This window comes from Pseudomonas congelans, from assembly GCF_900103225.1.
In the GTDB taxonomy this organism is placed as follows: domain Bacteria; phylum Pseudomonadota; class Gammaproteobacteria; order Pseudomonadales; family Pseudomonadaceae; genus Aquipseudomonas; species Aquipseudomonas congelans.
Map to the genome: position 1 here is coordinate 56,576 of NZ_FNJH01000011.1, position 16,642 is coordinate 73,217.

The window sequence follows — 16,642 nt, forward strand, 5'->3', positions numbered from 1 at the left end:
GGTTCACTGTCTTGGTATCTGGAGCAGTTGATGGGCTCATGGTCGAGATCGGTGTAGGCAGTGCGCGAGGATTGGCCATCTAAGCTTTCGGCTTCTGCAGTGGTTTCGCGAGTCGTAGTCGACGGAGTCAAGTCCTTAACTGGAGCAGAGATTGATCGGTGTCTATCAGCGCGCAGCGTCGCCTCCAGCAGGAACTGGCTCGTTGTCATCTGCCATTGGTGCAGATTCCACGGTCAGCGTGCCGGTATACGTCTCAGGTCTATCAGTTGTGTTTGGCCGGATCAGTGCCGGCGCTATTTTCAGAACCGTGAACGTGTTCTTCCACCCGCGACCATTGTCGATGCTGGCCTTCCAGATGGCCTTCTCCTCTCCATTGGGCTGAATGATCGCCTGATCCTGGAGCAGGTTAAACATTGGGGCGTTGGACGTGGGGATGTGTTCGATACCCTGAGGCAGTAGAAGAGCTCTGGGCTGATCTACGGCTGGCTTGCTGACAAGCCTCATTGGCCCGGATGTATAGGTGCTTCATTAGATATTGATTTGTATGTTAGCTAGTCCAGAGCAACAAATTAATCCATCTGCCGAACATGACTTTGTACAGGCAGGAGCCCCGCCTGATCGGCTGTCGATCGGGCTTCCCCAAGAATGATGTCTGTGCGATTTTTAACACTTCAATATCTTCTTTCGGTGGTGTCGATGCCATATCCTGCTACATAGGCTGAAGCAGGCAGTAGCGGATCAATGTCCTTGTTCGGCAGCGCCTGGGCGCTGCCGAACAAGGGCGGCTACCAAAGGTTACATCCCGCGTTGCTTATATGATGGAACATCTGTCTCATATCCATCATCCCCTTTGTTTATTTTGGAAACATTCGACCAATTCTGATCTGCTGCTGACTCTTTATCAGTATTAATCATTACTTTTATAGGCATGCCTGTAGCTAAAGCTGCCGCAAACCTGTGATGCCCTTCAACGATAACAAGTGGTCCGTGCTCTGTAGGTGCGGCGATAATAGGCTCTTGCCTTCCACTGAGGCCACGCCTGAATTCATCCTTGTAAAACTCCAAGTGCTCCCCTACAAGGTCAGATTGACCAGGCAGAAAATCGGCATAGCTTGAATTTTCAATGTTTATAGGTGAATGAGGTTGATATGTAGCTTTATACATTAAATTACCATACCGCTGGCCAATCTCGGTACCGGAAAGGGATAATGTTCCGTGCTGCATTAAATTTTGTGCGGTTTTAATAAGGTCAGCGCCCGTGGTGTTGGTGGCTTCTCCAGGATTGTGCTGCTCTATCAACGTTTGCGTCAGGTTACTGCGTGAGGGGTGGGCCGGATAGGCACGTGGTGACGTCTGAGCTGCCATGGAGGCGGACGCATCGTAGTGCGTGGTGACAGGCGGCGGAACTTGAAGATAGACAGGGTTCGCGTTTGGAGGACTGATGCTGATGATGTCGTAGCGTAACTGTTCGTTCAGTCGTGCGTGGACCGTCAAACTGCCATCTGGCGTTGCATAGTGAGCGTCTGCTTGGTGCTCTGATTTAAAGTCCAAGTCAGAATCATTGATCGATTCAATTGCTCGCTTTACCGGAGGCTCATGTTGGTGGTCATCAAGCGCCCTCAGCGAGTTATTGCTTATCTTAACCAGCGACAGCTTTTGGGCGTGACGAGTCTGGGCCTGTGGACCCGAAGACCTGGGCTGCTGACCGGCATTGACCCGCACGGCTGTCTGCTGTGGGAGGAACGCTTGGCGAATAGGGTTCATAGCTGGCGGTACCTACTGATGATGTATTAATCGATAGAGCGAAAGCGGATGTAATGAGTGGTTAGGAGAGCCTGGAGGGTTCCGAAGAACGTGCAAACGGCTGGTACGGGTGGGTGCGTGACGACATTGACAAAACAGGATGCAACTTTTTTCATACGTCTGAAAACCCGCAACCCCATGTCTTCGGCGGAGTGGCTCAGGCTGCACCAGCGGATGAGTCACCAGGCTTTCTGATCCTCTCAGCAGTTCAGACTCAGAAATGCTCGATCGGCCTCCGGTAGTGCTAACGTCTAAGGGGGCCACAGATTCGTAAACCTTGGCGTATGATTTCTTCCGAATTCTGTAGGCTCCCATGAACGGGGATTCCTTCAGTGCGTGCTGTGCGGAATGTGGACGGTGGAAGACGCACTCAACAAGTTTGATTCCCGTTCAGCAAGTTCAGGTCGGCAAAAAAACACTTGGAACAGTGCATGAGCGGCGTATTGACCTGTGAGTGATGCGCTTCGCAAACGTCGCTGAGAATGGCACTGAAGACGGTGATTGGGTCGTCCTCTTTGGTGATCAGGGAATGGCGGCACTACAGCAGAATATACCTGAATACTATACAGCGAGCCCCCGCAGCCATAGGCGCGCAGGTACAAGGGATGTTAATTTTGAGACGGCCTATTATCAACGTCAGAATGGGAGAGTCTGAATTTTTGCGAGAAAATAATTGACACCCTTTTTGTATTTTGTGTAAAAATATAAACATTAACGGATTAATCAATAAACAAATGGACATTGCATACAATGAATCTGCTTGACTCTATAAAAAGCGAAAATACTGGCTTTGAGACAACCCTTATTAAGGGTATTGAACCGATTCGACAGTTTGTTCTGGCTATCTCGATTTATCATCTCTTCGATACAAAATTATTTTCCTTGCTGATTAAACACGAGGTCGCCTCGCCGGAGGTGGCCTGTAATGAACTCGGAATGGAGAAAGAGAAGTTACTGGGCTTATTCAGGTACCTGAAGAACGAAGGGATTCTTCTGGAAACAATAGACGGTTTCTCGTTATCGAAAGAAGGGCACGCGCTGGCACCTTTCGAGGGCTGGTATGTGATGCTGGTCGGTGGCTATGCCACAACCTTCCTACAAATGGGCGAACGCCTTCAAGAGGGCGCCGGTTGGGCCACCCGCGACGCAACCAAGGTCGGTGTAGGTAGTTGTGGTATCAGCCACTTTGACGCTATCCCCTTGACCAGGTCTTTGATGGCCCAAGCTCCCGGTACATGCACAAAACTGCTGGACCTGGGTTGCGGAAACGGTCGATACCTCGCCGAATTCTGCAAGGCGCTTCCGCAGATCCAGGCCTGGGGCGCCGAACCGGACCGCGGAGGCTTTGAGGAGGCTGTAGACCTGATCGAGAAAGAAGGTCTGTCGCATCGAGTTCACATCAGCCACAGCGGGGCAGTCGAATTCCTGGATTCGGATTTCGATTTCGAGCCCGATTTCATCGTGCTTGGTTTTGTGCTGCATGAGATCCTTGGCCAGGCCGGCCGACCGGCAGTGGTTAACTTCCTGAAAAAGATTGTCCACCGTTTCCCTGCCATCAACCTGATCATTATCGAAGTCGACAACCAATTCGACAATGCCGGCGCAATGCGCCACGGCTTAGCGCTCGCTTACTACAACCCTTACTATCTGTTGCATTGCTTCACCAATCAATTGTTGGTGCAGGACGCGGATTGGCTGGATATTTTTGCCGAGGCTGGCTTGTCCCTGGTCACCCGCGAGACGACGTCTGACCAGGTTGACTCGACCGGTCTGGAAATCGGCTATCTGCTGCGGAGGGCATGACCTTGGCTTACAACAAACGCCACCAGATCGTCCGGCCAGATAGCTGCCTGAGCGTGCTTCAGCAGCGCCTGAAATACGCTCGTTCGGAGCTGCAGGAGTCGGCTTGCTACTTCGTGGAGAATGTTCCGGTATGGCCAGGTGCGGCAGCACCGACTCCGTTTGCCGCCAGCACCGATATCTTTCAATACGCCGACTGCAATGGTGCCCCACCATTGATCAATACCATCTGCGCCCGCGACAACGCGCTGTACGGGCTGGATTTGTCAGACGAGAATTTCCTCGTCACCAATGGCGGAATGCACGGCTTGTCGCTTGTGTTTCGCCAGATCAAGCGCCGTAGCGCCGAGGCTGGCTCAGCGGTGTGCCTGGCGCCGGTATTCGGTGCCGTCCCCGCCCTGCTGGAAGCAACGGGCTACGATCTGATCTACTATCAGATGAGTGCTGCCTTCCCTACCGTCGAAGAGATCCTGGCGGTATGCCGCGCAGATACCCGTCTGGTGTACCTCAACTTTCCACATAATCCATTGGGTGGGATTTACTCAGACGCCTTTATAGAGCAGCTGGTGCCGAGTCTGGCCGAGCGCGGCATCTCGCTGGTGCTGGATATGGTGTACGACTCCTTCATCTTCGACGACCAGAAGATACGCTCACCCTTCGCTTGCACAAACGATCTTTCGTTGCTCTACACCGTTAATTCAGTGTCGAAGAACTATGGCTCGCCTGGTTTGCGGATCGGTTGGGTAGCCTCCTCTTCGGACAATGTCGAGGCGATGGCGGGGATGCTGGAGATTGAGTGTGTCGCCGTCTGCTCGCCTGCGCAAACCAAGGCCGCGTCCTTGATCTCGATGGGAAATGCACCGCTGCATCAACAAGTGGTCAGCAGCCGGGCCATCGTTCGAGAGTTCCTCGGCCGCCACCTGTCGAGGTACGCATCGCTGCCACCTGCGGGCACCCAGGTGTTCGTCAACCTGCCAGTCCATGACATCGAGGGTTTCGCCGATCAAATGTTGGGCGAGTACGGCCTGGTGCTGGCTACTGCGAGCAACTATTCAGGCGCCCAAGGTGCGCATATCCGTATCCCGACCGGCTACCCGGAATCGATCACTCACAATGCCCTTGAGCTGCTTCGCCAGGGCATCGAACGCTACGCCGATGTCTGAATAAAAATCAAATATGGCCCGCATCCTGCGGGCTGAACCCTCGATGTATTGAAAACTTACTCAATGAATGTACATCTGTATCTTTCTTTTATCCTCACTAGCCTTATCGTCCTTGTCGTTCCAGGGCCCAGTTTTGCTTATGCAATCGCCGTTGGGATGCGCAGCTCTCGACAAGTGATTTGCCGCAACGCACTTGGCATGGCGCTCGGCGGGCTGACCATCACCATGGCGCTCGCGTTCGGAGTAGCCCAACTCTTTGCAGCCTATCCGGCCGCATTCGTGGCTCTGAAGTTTATCGGGTGCGCATACCTTGTCGCACTTGGGGTTCGCACGTTTCTTACCCGCCCCGAGGCCAAACACGCCTGCACAATAGAAACGTCAGCAACACCGCTTTTACAAGGGTTCATCGTCGAAACCGCGAACCCCAAGGCTATATTGTTTTACGTTTCGCTCGTGCCTCAGTTCGCTGATCCTGAGCTCGGTCACATGGAAGCTCAACTGCTGATTCTTGGGGCTACCTTCGTCGCTCTACAGGTCACATGGGATATCGCTTTGATGCTGGGTGTACATCGGCTCGGTGCGATTACAGGAGGTCTTATGTCCATGAAGGCGCAGCGAATCATCAATCGAATAAGCGGGACCACTTTTATTGTGTTGGGCCTGGCTCTGCTCACTCAGGAACGACCCAATAGCTAAGCAGTAATGCGCAGTGACGAATGTTCTGAGGGTGTCTTTGAAGTTCTCCACGCAATTCAAAAGCGACTGTTCGTTCAGCGTTGCTGCGAGTGTCGGTAATAAGTGATTCTTTGTTGGCTTCGAGGCGTGATTCACGTTCTGCTGACACGGGCCCCATATATATATCAAATAATCCGGCGTAGACGCTTTCCGGATACCTGGGTTTCTGCGGCAGGCCAGCCCGATAACACAACACTGAATCATATAAGTGGATCGATTCCGATCTGGATAAGTTCTCGACAGCACACAGCTGTTTTGTTTTCCTGAATGATTCCGGGAGGCGATGATGGTCTCTCGCTTATGGGTTGGCCCGCATGTGCGGGCTGGTGAGTGCAGCGAAACTTTCCTGTGGTCCTGCTACGCACAAACGTCTCAAGGCGATCCCCGGCGTCTCACTATCCCGCAGGAGCTATGCCTGGTTTACACCATGTCTGTTGCTTGGGCGGCCGCGCTAGCCACACCTACCAAAGACACCTCCGCCGTTGGCGCAAAGACCATATCGTTGTTGCCCAGATCCTGGGTCCAGTCGCCGGTGAGGGCAATCTCAAACCGATGGCCCTGGGCGTCAGGTTCTACATCCTTTAGGTAGGTGCGGTCCAGATCTGCGTTATATGCCATCTTCAGCGTAGTACCGGTACCGTCACCGAACCCTGTGTAACCCAGCGCCGACACGTCGATCTTGTCGTTGTTGTCGGCGAACCGTACGAGCAGGTCCACAAAACTCTGGCTGTCCGTGCGGTAGCTGTCAGTCGCCGCCGTGTAGCGGAACACATCAGCGTCGTTGCCGTTACGGGCATAAATCGAAATGTTCGGGTCGTCGCCGCCGATCAGCAGATCGGCACCTGCGCCTCCGATGATCACATCCGAGCCTCTGCCGCCGTCGATACGGTCGTTGCCGGCGAGGCCATAGATGACTTCCGACATTGCGCTTCCTGTGATCACATCTTTGCCTGCCGTTCCTTCGACGGCGGGGGTCGTGAACACCAGGTTGGTGCTGTTCAATTGCCCGACCAGATTGCCTTCGAATGCCAGTTCGAAGCGCTGCCCGTTGGAATCGGCATCGAAGCTTTTCAGGTATGTGCGAGTGCCCTCGGCGTTGGCCTGGATGGCCAGCGTGCCATTGTGGCCATCGCCAATGCCGGTAAAGCCCAACGCAATCAGATCGACACGGTCCTGAGAGGCGTCGAAGTCCAGAATCCGGTCACTGCCGGTTTCGGTAGCGGTCCGGTAGCTGTCGCTGGTCTGGGTGAAGCGGAAAATATCTGCGCCGGTCCCGCCTGTCAGCACGTCACGGCCACCCGCGCCTTGCAGCACATCGTCTCCGTCCAGACCACGGATAATTTCGGCTGTGTCGTTACCCAGCAAGTGATTGGCATCGCTGGAGCCATCCACATGATATTTACCGTCCTGGCTGCCAAAGGTAGTGTCCAGGCTGCCATCCGCGTTCAGTCGGGTGATCACGTCCCCGGCGATCAGGATTTTGCCATCGGGCTGAACGATTGCCGAGTGGGCATAGGCGGACTCGCCTTGGGGCACCTGGATAGTGAGCTTGCCATCACCGCTAAAGGAGGTATCGAAGGAACCGCCCGCATTCAGCCGCAGTACGTTGAAGGCGGTATTGTCATTACTCTCGCCGGCAATGATGAGCTTTCCATCGGCTTGCACGGTCATCGCAGCGCGGTAGTCCAGCCCCAGCGCGGTATCGAAGTACACCACGCCGTCCACGCCAAACGCGGTATCCAGGTTGCCGTCGGCTGCAAGTCGCTGAACGGCATAAACCGGATCGCCCGGGTCGTGGGGTCCGTTGGCGCCCACGTACAGCCAACTGCCGAGCAGTACGCTGCCGTCGGGCTGTACAACGGTGGCGATATTACCGGTGCCGTAGTATCCGGTCGGGTTGAGGACAAGTGCGCCGTTGGCACCGAAATCCTCGACCGGAGTACCGCTGCTGTCCAGCTTGAACACTATTGCTTGCGAAGTGCCGCGAAGGCTGACGTACACCGAGCCGTCTGCTGTGGCGTAAATAGCCATCCCATCGGATCCGAAGGGCACATCAAGGCCCGCGGCGCCGCCATTGCCGAAAGTGCTGTCCAGGGTGCCATCCACGTTGAAGCGTTCTACCTTCAGACCGCCGAGCCCTGGCTGTGCTGATAGCACTTTACCGTCGGCCTGCACCGCCATTACGTAGTAAGCATAATCTTCCGGATCCAGATTGCCGGGCACGAGGGCAATTCCGTCCTGGCCGAAGCTGTTGTCCAGGCTGCCGTCAGCGTTGAGGCGCACCGCCGTGTAGCTGCCGCGCGTGCCATAGCTTTCATCGCCCGGCGAGCCTGGGTAACCAATAGCAGTCTGGAAGCTTTCGCCACCGACAAGGATTTTGCCGTCCGGCTGAAGGTTGATGCTCCAGTTTGAATCGCCACCTGTGGACGGGTCGACCTGCACTGTCCCCGGGCCGGTTCGCACGGTGTAATTGATGGTGGCCTTGCTATTGATTGACGCCATGACATTATCCTTTTAGACATGGAACCCGAAGGGAATGAGAAGGGGATTGCACGGATCCTCTGGATCTGACCTTGGCAGAATGAATAAATGCGAAAACGTCAGTCCTTGATGCCGCGTATACAACGTTATTGGAGAAGCTCAATGTACCTGACCGGCAACCCGCCTAATTCACCTTCCCTGAATCCAGACTGATATGAGCACCCTCGACAACGCTTCCTCCAGAAGCTCGCCATTTGACATAAGCGCCCGGTCTCCTGGGGGCTTCGCAATATTATTTACAGGGCTATCGGGCGCTGGCAAATCAAGCATTGCCCAGGCGCTGGCGGACTATTTACAGTTACAGATCAAGAGGCCTGTCACGTTACTGGATGGGGATGCCGTGCGAACCCATCTTTGCGCAGATCTGGATTTCTCCAGAGCGGGGCGTGCATCGAATATTGCTCGTATCGCTTATGTTGCATCTGAAGTTGTTAAGCATAAGGGGATAGCGTTGTGCGCGGTTATCGCTCCTTATGCTGATAGCCGCAGCACAATGCGCAATAAAATTATGGAAAATGGGTGTTTTTTTGAAGTCTATGTCAACACCCCGCTCAGTGTCTGTGAAGCTCGAGATGTAAAGGGGCTTTATGCAAAAGCAAGGGCCGGAACACTCCGCTCTTTCACCGGCGTTTCAGACACCTACGAACCGCCTGTAGAGCCCGACTTGATCCTTGATGGAAGTAAAGGCTCGCCCTCGTTACTGGCTTTGACGATCGTAGATTTTTTGGTGCAACAGAAGTTGATCGAGACGCCGACGAGCGCAACGGATATCAGTCTCGGCTGATAATGTGCCAATTGCTGTTCAATACGATTGGCGCGTCGAGACGAGTGCTGCATGACGTGTCGGCGGCGTTGATCCAGACGCGTATACGGATTCAGTGGATGTCTGTGCAGGCAGAAGGCGATGCCAAATGTTCCAGAAACCCTTAATCCAGTACACCGATACGCTGCTCATCCGGCCAGAACAACGCGGCCTGCCCGCACGCTTGGCCCTGCGAGTCCAGTAAGGTCCACACCACACCTGCGTAGATCATGAACGGTTTGTTATCCGCATCCACTCGCCAGCCGCTGTAGCCCTCGGCGATGCCATTTGCGGTGACCTGCTCCAGCAGTACTTGGCGCTCAGCGCGATCGAGCTCCGAGGCGCTGAAACGTGAGGGCATGCCGATGAAACGGTCGCGTGGGTACTTGAAGCATTGCAGCGCGCATTCGTTCACGTAGGTAAAACGTGGGTCAGCGGCGCCATCGTGGGCCAACAGGCTGTAGGGCGCCTGGTCGTGCAGCCAGGTGAGGCGTTGTTGCGAGTCCAGTTGTCGAGGAGACGGCAGTCCGTGGCCGGTCCAATGTCGGTAGCTTTCATCGAGCATCTGTATGAAATGTTCTTGAGACACCTGTCACCTCGCATCGTCAGTTGGAAACGTTTGCCCTTTGGTAGCCGCCGTAGCGAACGCAAGATCGCCTCGAACGCGCCCTGTGCGTTGTCTCAAAATCAGCCTCTCTGATACCTGCATGGTCATGGCCGCGCGGGCTCGCTTATCCTGTTTCCGGGCGCTCATTGTCTTCACCGCCAGTGCTGTAATCAACGAGCAAGCACAGATTCTGTTACAGAGAATTTATGTTTTAGACAGCACGCTATATCTCGGGCTGATCGGGAAGTTGATGTTGTTTTGCCATCTTGATCGCCTGGCTTCAGTGAAGTGGGGCTTTGCCGAACAGCGTATTCCCCGGATTTACATCATAAGCTGTTATGGTATATTAATTTTTTATGATATTTAAAGCTTGATAAATTAAATTTAATTGTTATTCGTCGGTCGGCGAATGTACTCTGATTTAAATGTTGCCAGAGCGCGAGAGCGAGCATTCTCGTGTCGAACCGCCACAGGGCTTAACGTAATACACTGCCCGCTACTATGAGTGACTGTCATGAGTGATATTCTAAACAAAATAAAACATTACAAACTTCAGGAAATAGAGGCGGCGAAAGCGAATTTGCCGTTGAACCGCATCAAGCAGATTGCCCTTGAACAGTCCAGCCCCCGCGGTTTTTATAAGGCACTGAAAGATAAAGAGCAGCAGGGTCTGATGGGGTTAATTGCAGAAATAAAAAAAGCGAGTCCATCAAAAGGTCTGATTCGCGAAGACTTCAATCCGCCCGAGCTGGCGAAGGCTTATGAAACCGGCGGGGCCGCCTGTTTATCCGTTCTTACCGATACGCCAAGCTTCCAGGGTTCTCCGCAGTTTCTCATTGACGCGCGAAACGCTTGCGCCCTCCCGGTGTTGCGAAAAGACTTCATGTTTGATACTTATCAGGTGTATGAGGCACGTGCCTGGGGCGCGGACTGCATATTGCTGATCATGGCGTCATTGAGTGATGACCTGGCTGCCGAACTTGAAAGTGCGGCCATGACGCTGGGCATGGACGTGCTGGTGGAAGTGCATGACGAACATGAAATGGAGCGTGCGCTCAAACTGGCTTCCCCGCTGCTCGGCGTCAATAATCGCAACCTGCATACCTTCGAAGTAGACCTCGGCGTGAGCGAGCGACTGGCATCGATGGTGCCGGCAGGCAAACTCCTGGTCGGCGAAAGTGGAATCGGCAACCATAATGATTGCCTGCGACTCAAAAAAGCCGGCATCACTACCTTTCTGGTCGGCGAAAGTCTGATGCGCAAAGAGGATGTTACTGCGGCGACAAAAACACTGCTGACCGGCAGTGCTGACTGACACGTATTAAACTTCTGGCTCAGAGGGGCGGTTATGCGCTCCTCTGACCCGTCATACACTTGTCCAGACGTATGCTGTTAGTTGCCCTGAATGCTGTGGAATCACTATCCACAGCATGCCCAGAGCCCAACCTGAAGCAGTAAAAACCCTTATAGCGAAAACCTCGCCACCAGCTTGTTCATGTCTGCAGCAAGCACTGAAAGCTCGGAGCTTGCCGCCGCCGTCTGATTGGCCCCCGTTGCGCTCTGGATGGAAAGATCGCGAATACTCATCAGGTTGCCGTCGACCGAACGTGCGACCTGTGCCTGCTGCTCCGATGCGGTCGCAATCATCAGGTTCATTTCGTTGATTTCATTGATTGCTTTCGCGATCAGGGTCAGCGCTGCGCCGGCTTCATGAGCGATGGTGAGTGTGCCATCGGCCTGATCGCAACTTTCGCTCATGGCCTTGGTGGCCTGTGCAGTGCCCGTGAGGATGTCGCCAATCATTTTCTCGATTTCCTGAGTCGAGGTCTGGGTGCGATGTGCCAGCGCTCTGACTTCATCAGCTACCACCGCGAAACCGCGTCCCTGCTCACCTGCCCGTGCCGCTTCGATTGCCGCGTTCAGGGCCAGGAGGTTGGTTTGTTCCGCAATCGTACGAATGACTTCCAGTACCTTGCTGATGTCCTTGGACTGCACGGCCAGACGCTCTACATCGGCACTGGTGCTCTGCACGGTCTTGCTCAGTTTCTCGATAGCGTCGACCGTGCTGGTGACCCGCGCTGCGCCGGTGCGGGTTGACTGATCAGAGGCTTTGGCTGCATCCGATGCGGCGGCAGCATTACGCGCCACTTCATCTACCGCAGCGGTCATCTGGTTGACCGCGGTGGCTGCCTGATCGATTTCGTTGTTCTGGCGCAGCAAACCTCTGCTCGACTCCTCGGTGACCGCGTTCATTTCCTCGGCGGCGGACGCCAGTTGAGTGGATGAATCGCCAATCAGCCTGATCGTATCGCGCAGATTGTTTTGCATCACTTGGGTAGAGCGCATCAGATCGGAAAACTCGTCTTTGCCCGTGACGATAATCACGCTGCGCAGATCACCCTTGGCGATGGTGTCGTTGACACGCAACATGTCGCGCAACGGCGTGACGATACTTTTGGTGAACAGCACGGCCAGCACAATCGTCGCCAGCGTCGCGGCTGCAATAATAAAAAGCACAAACATTAGGCCGCTTTGATACGAATCCTCGGATTCTTTTCCTGAGTTTGCGGCCTCGTCAATGTTCATTTGAACCAGTCCGTTTACAGCGTCGTCAAGAAGACGGGTAACAGGGGTGACGTTGGAGCTTAGGTAGGCCAACGCTTCAGTGGTTGCGTTTTTACGGATAAGTGCAGTCACCTGATCGAATGCAACCAGTGCCTTATCGGTGTTTTCAGACACGGCCTTGAACAGTTGCCCTTCTTTATCGCTGGCGACAAAAGGGGCGTAAAGGGCTATCTGCTTTTTCAATTCCTCGCTCAGCGAAGCGATCATGCCGGTCGTGGTGGCCATGTCTTTCGGATTGGTCTGGGACAGCATTCTGCGGACTTCCAGGCGCAGGCGCAGCATCGTTGCGTTGATTCGGTCTGCGACTACCACGCTGGCCAAGGCGTCGTTCTCAAGGTCTCTGGCCGTTTCGCGAATTTCTCCCATTTTCCATACTGAAATCCCCCCCAAGGCGACCAATAGGAGCGCAATAAACATAAAGCTGAGTGCTGCACGCGCAGATACTTTCAGGTTTCTCATTGCCACTGACCTCCTTGTAGAATTGATTTTTACGGTTTTAGAACTATCGGCGACTAAGCCTATAACTTGAGGCTGCAGGATTAGTCGCCATATTAGTTGCGCCCTGTTTTATGTTCTTGAGTTTTTAGTGCGCTGTTTTGGGGCGAAAATTCATCTAAGTGAGCGGCGAATAAAGCTTGATTAGTTGAAGCTATTATCAGCAGGTGATTGAAACAGAAGTGAAAACCTACACGTGGAGGGGCACCGAACGCCCAGCCGCGCCCACCGCTCTCAATCGCAGCCATTCGATACAGGCAGACTTTCAGGGTAGAAAATCAGGGCTCAAGATCAGTCGTTTTCGTTCTGCGTGACGACTCGGTGCATGAGCTATCCCACACAAGGCTTCATAACGATTCTCTGACCACCAGCGGGCAATCCACCGGCTGGGAGCCCGATACGTCAAGGCTGTCGATCAAGTGCCGGGCAGCGTTGCGACCGATCTCGTAATACGGCAGTTGCACCGTGGTCAGCGCAGGGATGAACAGCTCGGCGATGCCGATCATGTTGTCATAACCCAGTACGGCGACATCGCCGGGGATTTTCAGGCCTTGGCCCAGCAGCAATTGATAGGCACAAAAGGCAATGCGGTCATTGCCGCAGATCAGAATGTCGAACTGCGGACGGCCATCCACCATGTGCCGGGCAAGGATGGCGGCAGTTTCCCAATAGGCGTCATGCTCGGACAGGTTGTATTGCAACAGTTCGTCGCGAGCCAGGCCGAATGCCTCGCAGGCACGTTGCATACCCGCTTGGCGGATTTCCCAGGCCAGGCTCTGTTTAGGCAGGTTGATGAACAGCGGGCGTCGATAGCCCTTGCTGAACGCGTGGTGCAAGGCGCGGTACTGACCTGTCTCGTCGTCGGGCACATAACTGACAAGGCTGCTGTCATCGGCTACGCAGTTGGCGAGCACCAGCGGTTTGCTCTTCAAGCGCTGGGGAATACTCACTTTGCGTAGCCCCATGGCGCTGAAGATCAACCCGTCGGGACGGTGCGACAGCATCAGGTCGATGTTCTGGTCGGTGGGCGGGTTGCTTAGCAGGTTGAGGATAAAGACGTTCCAGCCTGCCTGCTGCGCGGTCTGTTCGATTGACAGCAGCAGCTCGACCGCAAACGGTGTCGTCGCGGTGTCCAGGGCAAATACGCCGATGGTTCGGGTCTGCAGGTTGTCGCCGCGAATCCGGCGAGCCGACAGGCTGGGTACGAATTGAAGCTCATCAATCGCGTTGCGCACTCGCTGATAAGTCTCGGGGCTCAGTTTTCCCGGATCATTGAGCGCCCGAGACACCGTCATCAGCGACACACCGGCCAGTTTTGCAACGTCTTTAACTGAAGTCATGCGAGGCGGGGCCTGTCGGGTTGACTGATGATTATCATGCTACAGAGACCTGATTTTTTTCGCGACTTCAATGATTTGCCTGCAGGTATCCCGAGGAGAGTTGCCATGCGTCGGCAATGCAGACTCGGCCTCCGGTTCCGTTGGCAACAAGCTTCACCCCCAGGCTGTCGGTCTGTGGATAAAGGCGGCTGCTGAAGCTGAAGCTGCCGTTTTGCTCGAACACCTCAATGGACGAGCGATCAAGGAAGATGCGCAGTTCAAGCCGGTGCTGTTGTGGATTTATCGCTACGCTGCGCTGACCGCTGACGTGGGTGCCCGACTGATCGCGGTCCAGGACCAAACGTTTTAGCGACGCATCGTAGTAGAGCAGAGCCTGCTCCTTGCCATCCGCACTGCAACGCAATGCCACGCCCAAGTGACCTTCTATACAGTCGAGCAGGTCCAGGTGCACGTGAATTTCGAGCATGTCACCGTGTATGTCGTTCAGCCATTGGCTACCCGCTTCACTCCACCAGGGAGAGCCTGGCAATGTTGCGTCGCGCAACGCTGTCAGTTCGCGTGCAGGCTGCACGCACAGGCGATCGGCGCGCACTTCAAGTTCTCGTGGCAGGCCGAGCATGCCGCGCCAGTGATGCGCCTCGGTGGGGGTCGGGCTTTCCCACATGTCGACCCACGCCCACAGCAAACGTCTGCCGTCGGCGGCCACCAACGTCTGCGCTGCATAGAAATCGTGGCCGCTGTCCAACTCGATAAAAGGCCCGCCGGTGAACTGCCATTGACTGTCGACCTGGCCCACCCGATAGCCGGTGTGGAACCGGTTCAGTCGCTCGTAGCGCTGTGCGGGCATGCCTTGAGGTGAGTAAAGCAGTACGTCGCGTCCATTGAGGCCAAACAGGTCCGGGCATTCCCACATATAGCCGTCGCCTTCTTCGCCTGTGGACACATAGCTGACGAATTCCCAGGCGTGCAGGTCCATGGATCGATAGAGCGGCAGCAGCGGTTTGTCACCCAGGCGTGCGCCGGCAATCAGGTACCAGTGGCCATCCTGCCGCCAGACTTTCGGGTCACGGAAATGAATCATCTCGTCTTGCGGCGGGGTATCGATGACGGCGCCGTGTTTGATGAAGCTGATGCCGTCGGTACTGGTGGCCAGGCACTGCACCTGGCGGATAAAACGCTCATCGCCCACTTCACCCAACCACGTGTGCCCGGTGTAGATCAGTGCCAGTGTGTCGCCACACACCACCGCACTGCCGGAAAAACAACCGTCCCGGTCGACGTCATCACCAGGTGCCAGGGCAATGGGCAGGTGCTGCCAATGGACCAGATCGGCACTCTTTGCATGGCCCCAGTACATCGGGCCCCATTTCGCGTCGAACGGGTGGTGCTGATAGAACACGTGATATTCGCCACGAAAGAACACCACCCCGTTAGGGTCATTCATCCAGCCTGCCGGCGGGGCCAGATGATAACCGGGCCGATAATCGTGGATGAGCTGCGACAGCCCCTCTTCCAGCGCATAGCGCGCGCGCTCGAGGGCGGGAGACATCGGGTTGCTCATGGCATTCACGGAAAAACTCATAGGGTGCCTGCTTGTACGAGGTGCGGTGTGGTGCCGGGTGTCAGGTGCTGACTGGCGTCTGCATGGCGCTTCAGTGCCAGGCCATCGGCGTCGAACAGGTGCAGGTTGCTGTCGTCGAATTGCAGCGCGACCTGGTCGCCGACCCGCCAATCGGTCTTGGCATCGCAGCGACAAATCAAGGGTTCGCTTTCGCCGGTAGCCAGGTGCACGTAGACCTCGCTGCCCAGGTATTCGATACCGGTCACTGTGACGCCAACGCCGTTGTGCGCAGGATTGAGGGTGATGTGCTCCGGGCGAATCCCCAGGGTCAGTTGCGCACCCTCGGTCAGATTCGAGCTGTCGAAGGGCAGGGATTTCATGCCCAGTGCCGGGATATCGATCAGGCTGTTGCGACCCGGTGCCTGCAAGGGCACATGCATAAAATTCATTCTCGGCGAGCCCAGAAAACCGGCGACGAAGAGGCTGGCAGGGCGCTCGTAGAGTTCGCGTGGCGAGCCGACCTGTTCGACCTGACCGCCGTTGAGCACGACAATCTTGTCCGCCAGGGTCATCGCCTCTACCTGATCGTGGGTAACGTAGATCATCGTCGAGCCCAGGCGCTTGTGGAGCCGGGCGATTTCGTTGCGCATCTGAACCCGCAGCGAGGCGTCGAGGTTGGAAAGCGGTTCATCGAACAACAGGATGTCCGGTTCCCGCGCCATTGCTCTGCCCATGGCCACGCGCTGACGCTGGCCGCCGGACAGTTCCCTGGGCTTGCGCTGCAGCAGTTTGTCCAGTTGCAGGATCTGCGCTGTTTTCAGCACGCGTTCGCGCAGGCTGCTTTTTTCTGTTTTGGCCAGCTTGAGGCCGAAACTGATGTTGTCGTAGACGCTCATGTGCGGGTACAGGGCGTAGGACTGAAAGACCATACCGACACCACGCTCGCGCGGTTCCAGGTCATTGACCCGTCGTCCGTCGATCAGCAGGTCGCCAGCACAGATCGAATCCAGCCCGGCGATCAGGCGCAGCAGTGTCGACTTTCCGCAGCCCGAAGGGCCAACGAACACAACGAACTCACCTGCAGCGATCTCCAGGCTGACGTCGCGCAGAATACGCGTGCCGCCCAATTGCTTGTTGATGTTGGCTAGCTTCAATTTCATCACGATGCTG

The 16,642-nt window shown here is 55.3% G+C and carries 12 protein-coding genes and 1 pseudogene; 5 read left to right on the forward strand and 8 right to left on the reverse strand.

Translation table 11 applies throughout. From position 1 onward, the window contains the following. Positions 1-183: 183 nt before the first annotated feature. Both BLR20_RS24650 and BLR20_RS24655 read right to left on the reverse strand, forming a co-directional pair. Positions 184-501, reverse strand: a pseudogene (locus BLR20_RS24650) (TraI domain-containing protein); the annotation flags it as partial. 294 nt (positions 502-795) lie between these two features. After that, positions 796-1,764 carry a ParB/Srx family N-terminal domain-containing protein gene (locus BLR20_RS24655; RefSeq protein ID WP_054992672.1) on the reverse strand — a complete coding sequence of 323 codons (969 nt, stop codon included), beginning with the start codon at positions 1,762-1,764 and terminating at the stop codon, positions 796-798. A gap of 789 nt (positions 1,765-2,553) precedes the next feature. Here BLR20_RS24655 and BLR20_RS24660 point away from each other — a divergent pair. From BLR20_RS24660 to BLR20_RS24670, 3 genes are all read left to right on the forward strand, one after another. Then, entirely contained in the window at positions 2,554-3,606 is a 1,053-nt protein-coding gene (locus BLR20_RS24660; RefSeq protein WP_032613213.1) for a 2-ketoarginine methyltransferase, read from the forward strand. Beyond that, positions 3,603-4,766, forward strand: coding sequence for a beta-methylarginine biosynthesis bifunctional aminotransferase (locus tag BLR20_RS24665; RefSeq protein WP_032613211.1), 1,164 nt, complete (start codon positions 3,603-3,605; stop codon positions 4,764-4,766). The genes BLR20_RS24660 and BLR20_RS24665 overlap by 4 nt, the downstream gene beginning before the upstream one ends. A 63-nt stretch (positions 4,767-4,829) precedes the next feature. Further along, positions 4,830-5,462 carry a LysE family translocator gene (locus tag BLR20_RS24670; protein ID WP_054992671.1) on the forward strand — a complete coding sequence of 211 codons (633 nt, stop codon included), beginning with the start codon at positions 4,830-4,832 and terminating at the stop codon, positions 5,460-5,462. Between the two features lie 459 nt (positions 5,463-5,921). On the opposite strand, the gene BLR20_RS24675 is transcribed toward BLR20_RS24670, so the two are convergent. Continuing rightward, positions 5,922-8,003, reverse strand: a complete 2,082-nt coding sequence (locus BLR20_RS24675) for a M10 family metallopeptidase C-terminal domain-containing protein (protein ID WP_054992670.1) — start codon at positions 8,001-8,003, stop codon at positions 5,922-5,924. A gap of 193 nt (positions 8,004-8,196) precedes the next feature. Between BLR20_RS24675 and cysC the strand changes: the two genes are divergently transcribed. Next, a complete protein-coding gene (cysC, locus tag BLR20_RS24680; RefSeq protein ID WP_054992669.1) occupies positions 8,197-8,826 on the forward strand; it encodes an adenylyl-sulfate kinase in 630 nt (209 codons plus the stop codon). Between the two features lie 142 nt (positions 8,827-8,968). Here the strand turns inward: cysC and BLR20_RS24685 are convergent, their stop codons facing one another. Continuing rightward, positions 8,969-9,409, reverse strand: coding sequence for an MEKHLA domain-containing protein (locus tag BLR20_RS24685; protein WP_054992668.1), 441 nt, complete (start codon positions 9,407-9,409; stop codon positions 8,969-8,971). A gap of 556 nt (positions 9,410-9,965) precedes the next feature. Here BLR20_RS24685 and trpC point away from each other — a divergent pair. Continuing rightward, complete coding sequence (gene trpC / locus BLR20_RS24695; protein ID WP_054992666.1) at positions 9,966-10,766, forward strand: indole-3-glycerol phosphate synthase TrpC; 801 nt, start codon at positions 9,966-9,968, stop codon at positions 10,764-10,766. A gap of 149 nt (positions 10,767-10,915) precedes the next feature. On the opposite strand, the gene BLR20_RS24700 is transcribed toward trpC, so the two are convergent. From BLR20_RS24700 to BLR20_RS24715, 4 genes are all read right to left on the reverse strand, one after another. Next, positions 10,916-12,535 carry a methyl-accepting chemotaxis protein gene (locus BLR20_RS24700; protein ID WP_054992665.1) on the reverse strand — a complete coding sequence of 540 codons (1,620 nt, stop codon included), beginning with the start codon at positions 12,533-12,535 and terminating at the stop codon, positions 10,916-10,918. A 383-nt stretch (positions 12,536-12,918) separates the two neighbouring features. Beyond that, complete coding sequence (locus tag BLR20_RS24705; protein WP_054992664.1) at positions 12,919-13,911, reverse strand: LacI family DNA-binding transcriptional regulator; 993 nt, start codon at positions 13,909-13,911, stop codon at positions 12,919-12,921. A 67-nt stretch (positions 13,912-13,978) separates the two neighbouring features. Continuing rightward, positions 13,979-15,493, reverse strand: a complete 1,515-nt coding sequence (locus BLR20_RS24710) for a glycoside hydrolase family 32 protein (protein WP_054992663.1) — start codon at positions 15,491-15,493, stop codon at positions 13,979-13,981. Continuing rightward, the gene (locus BLR20_RS24715; protein WP_276325960.1) at positions 15,490-16,635 is read right to left on the reverse strand and encodes an ABC transporter ATP-binding protein; all 1,146 of its coding nucleotides are present in this window, start codon (positions 16,633-16,635) and stop codon (positions 15,490-15,492) included. Before BLR20_RS24715 ends, BLR20_RS24710 begins: the two co-directional genes overlap by 4 nt. Positions 16,636-16,642 lie beyond the last annotated feature (7 nt).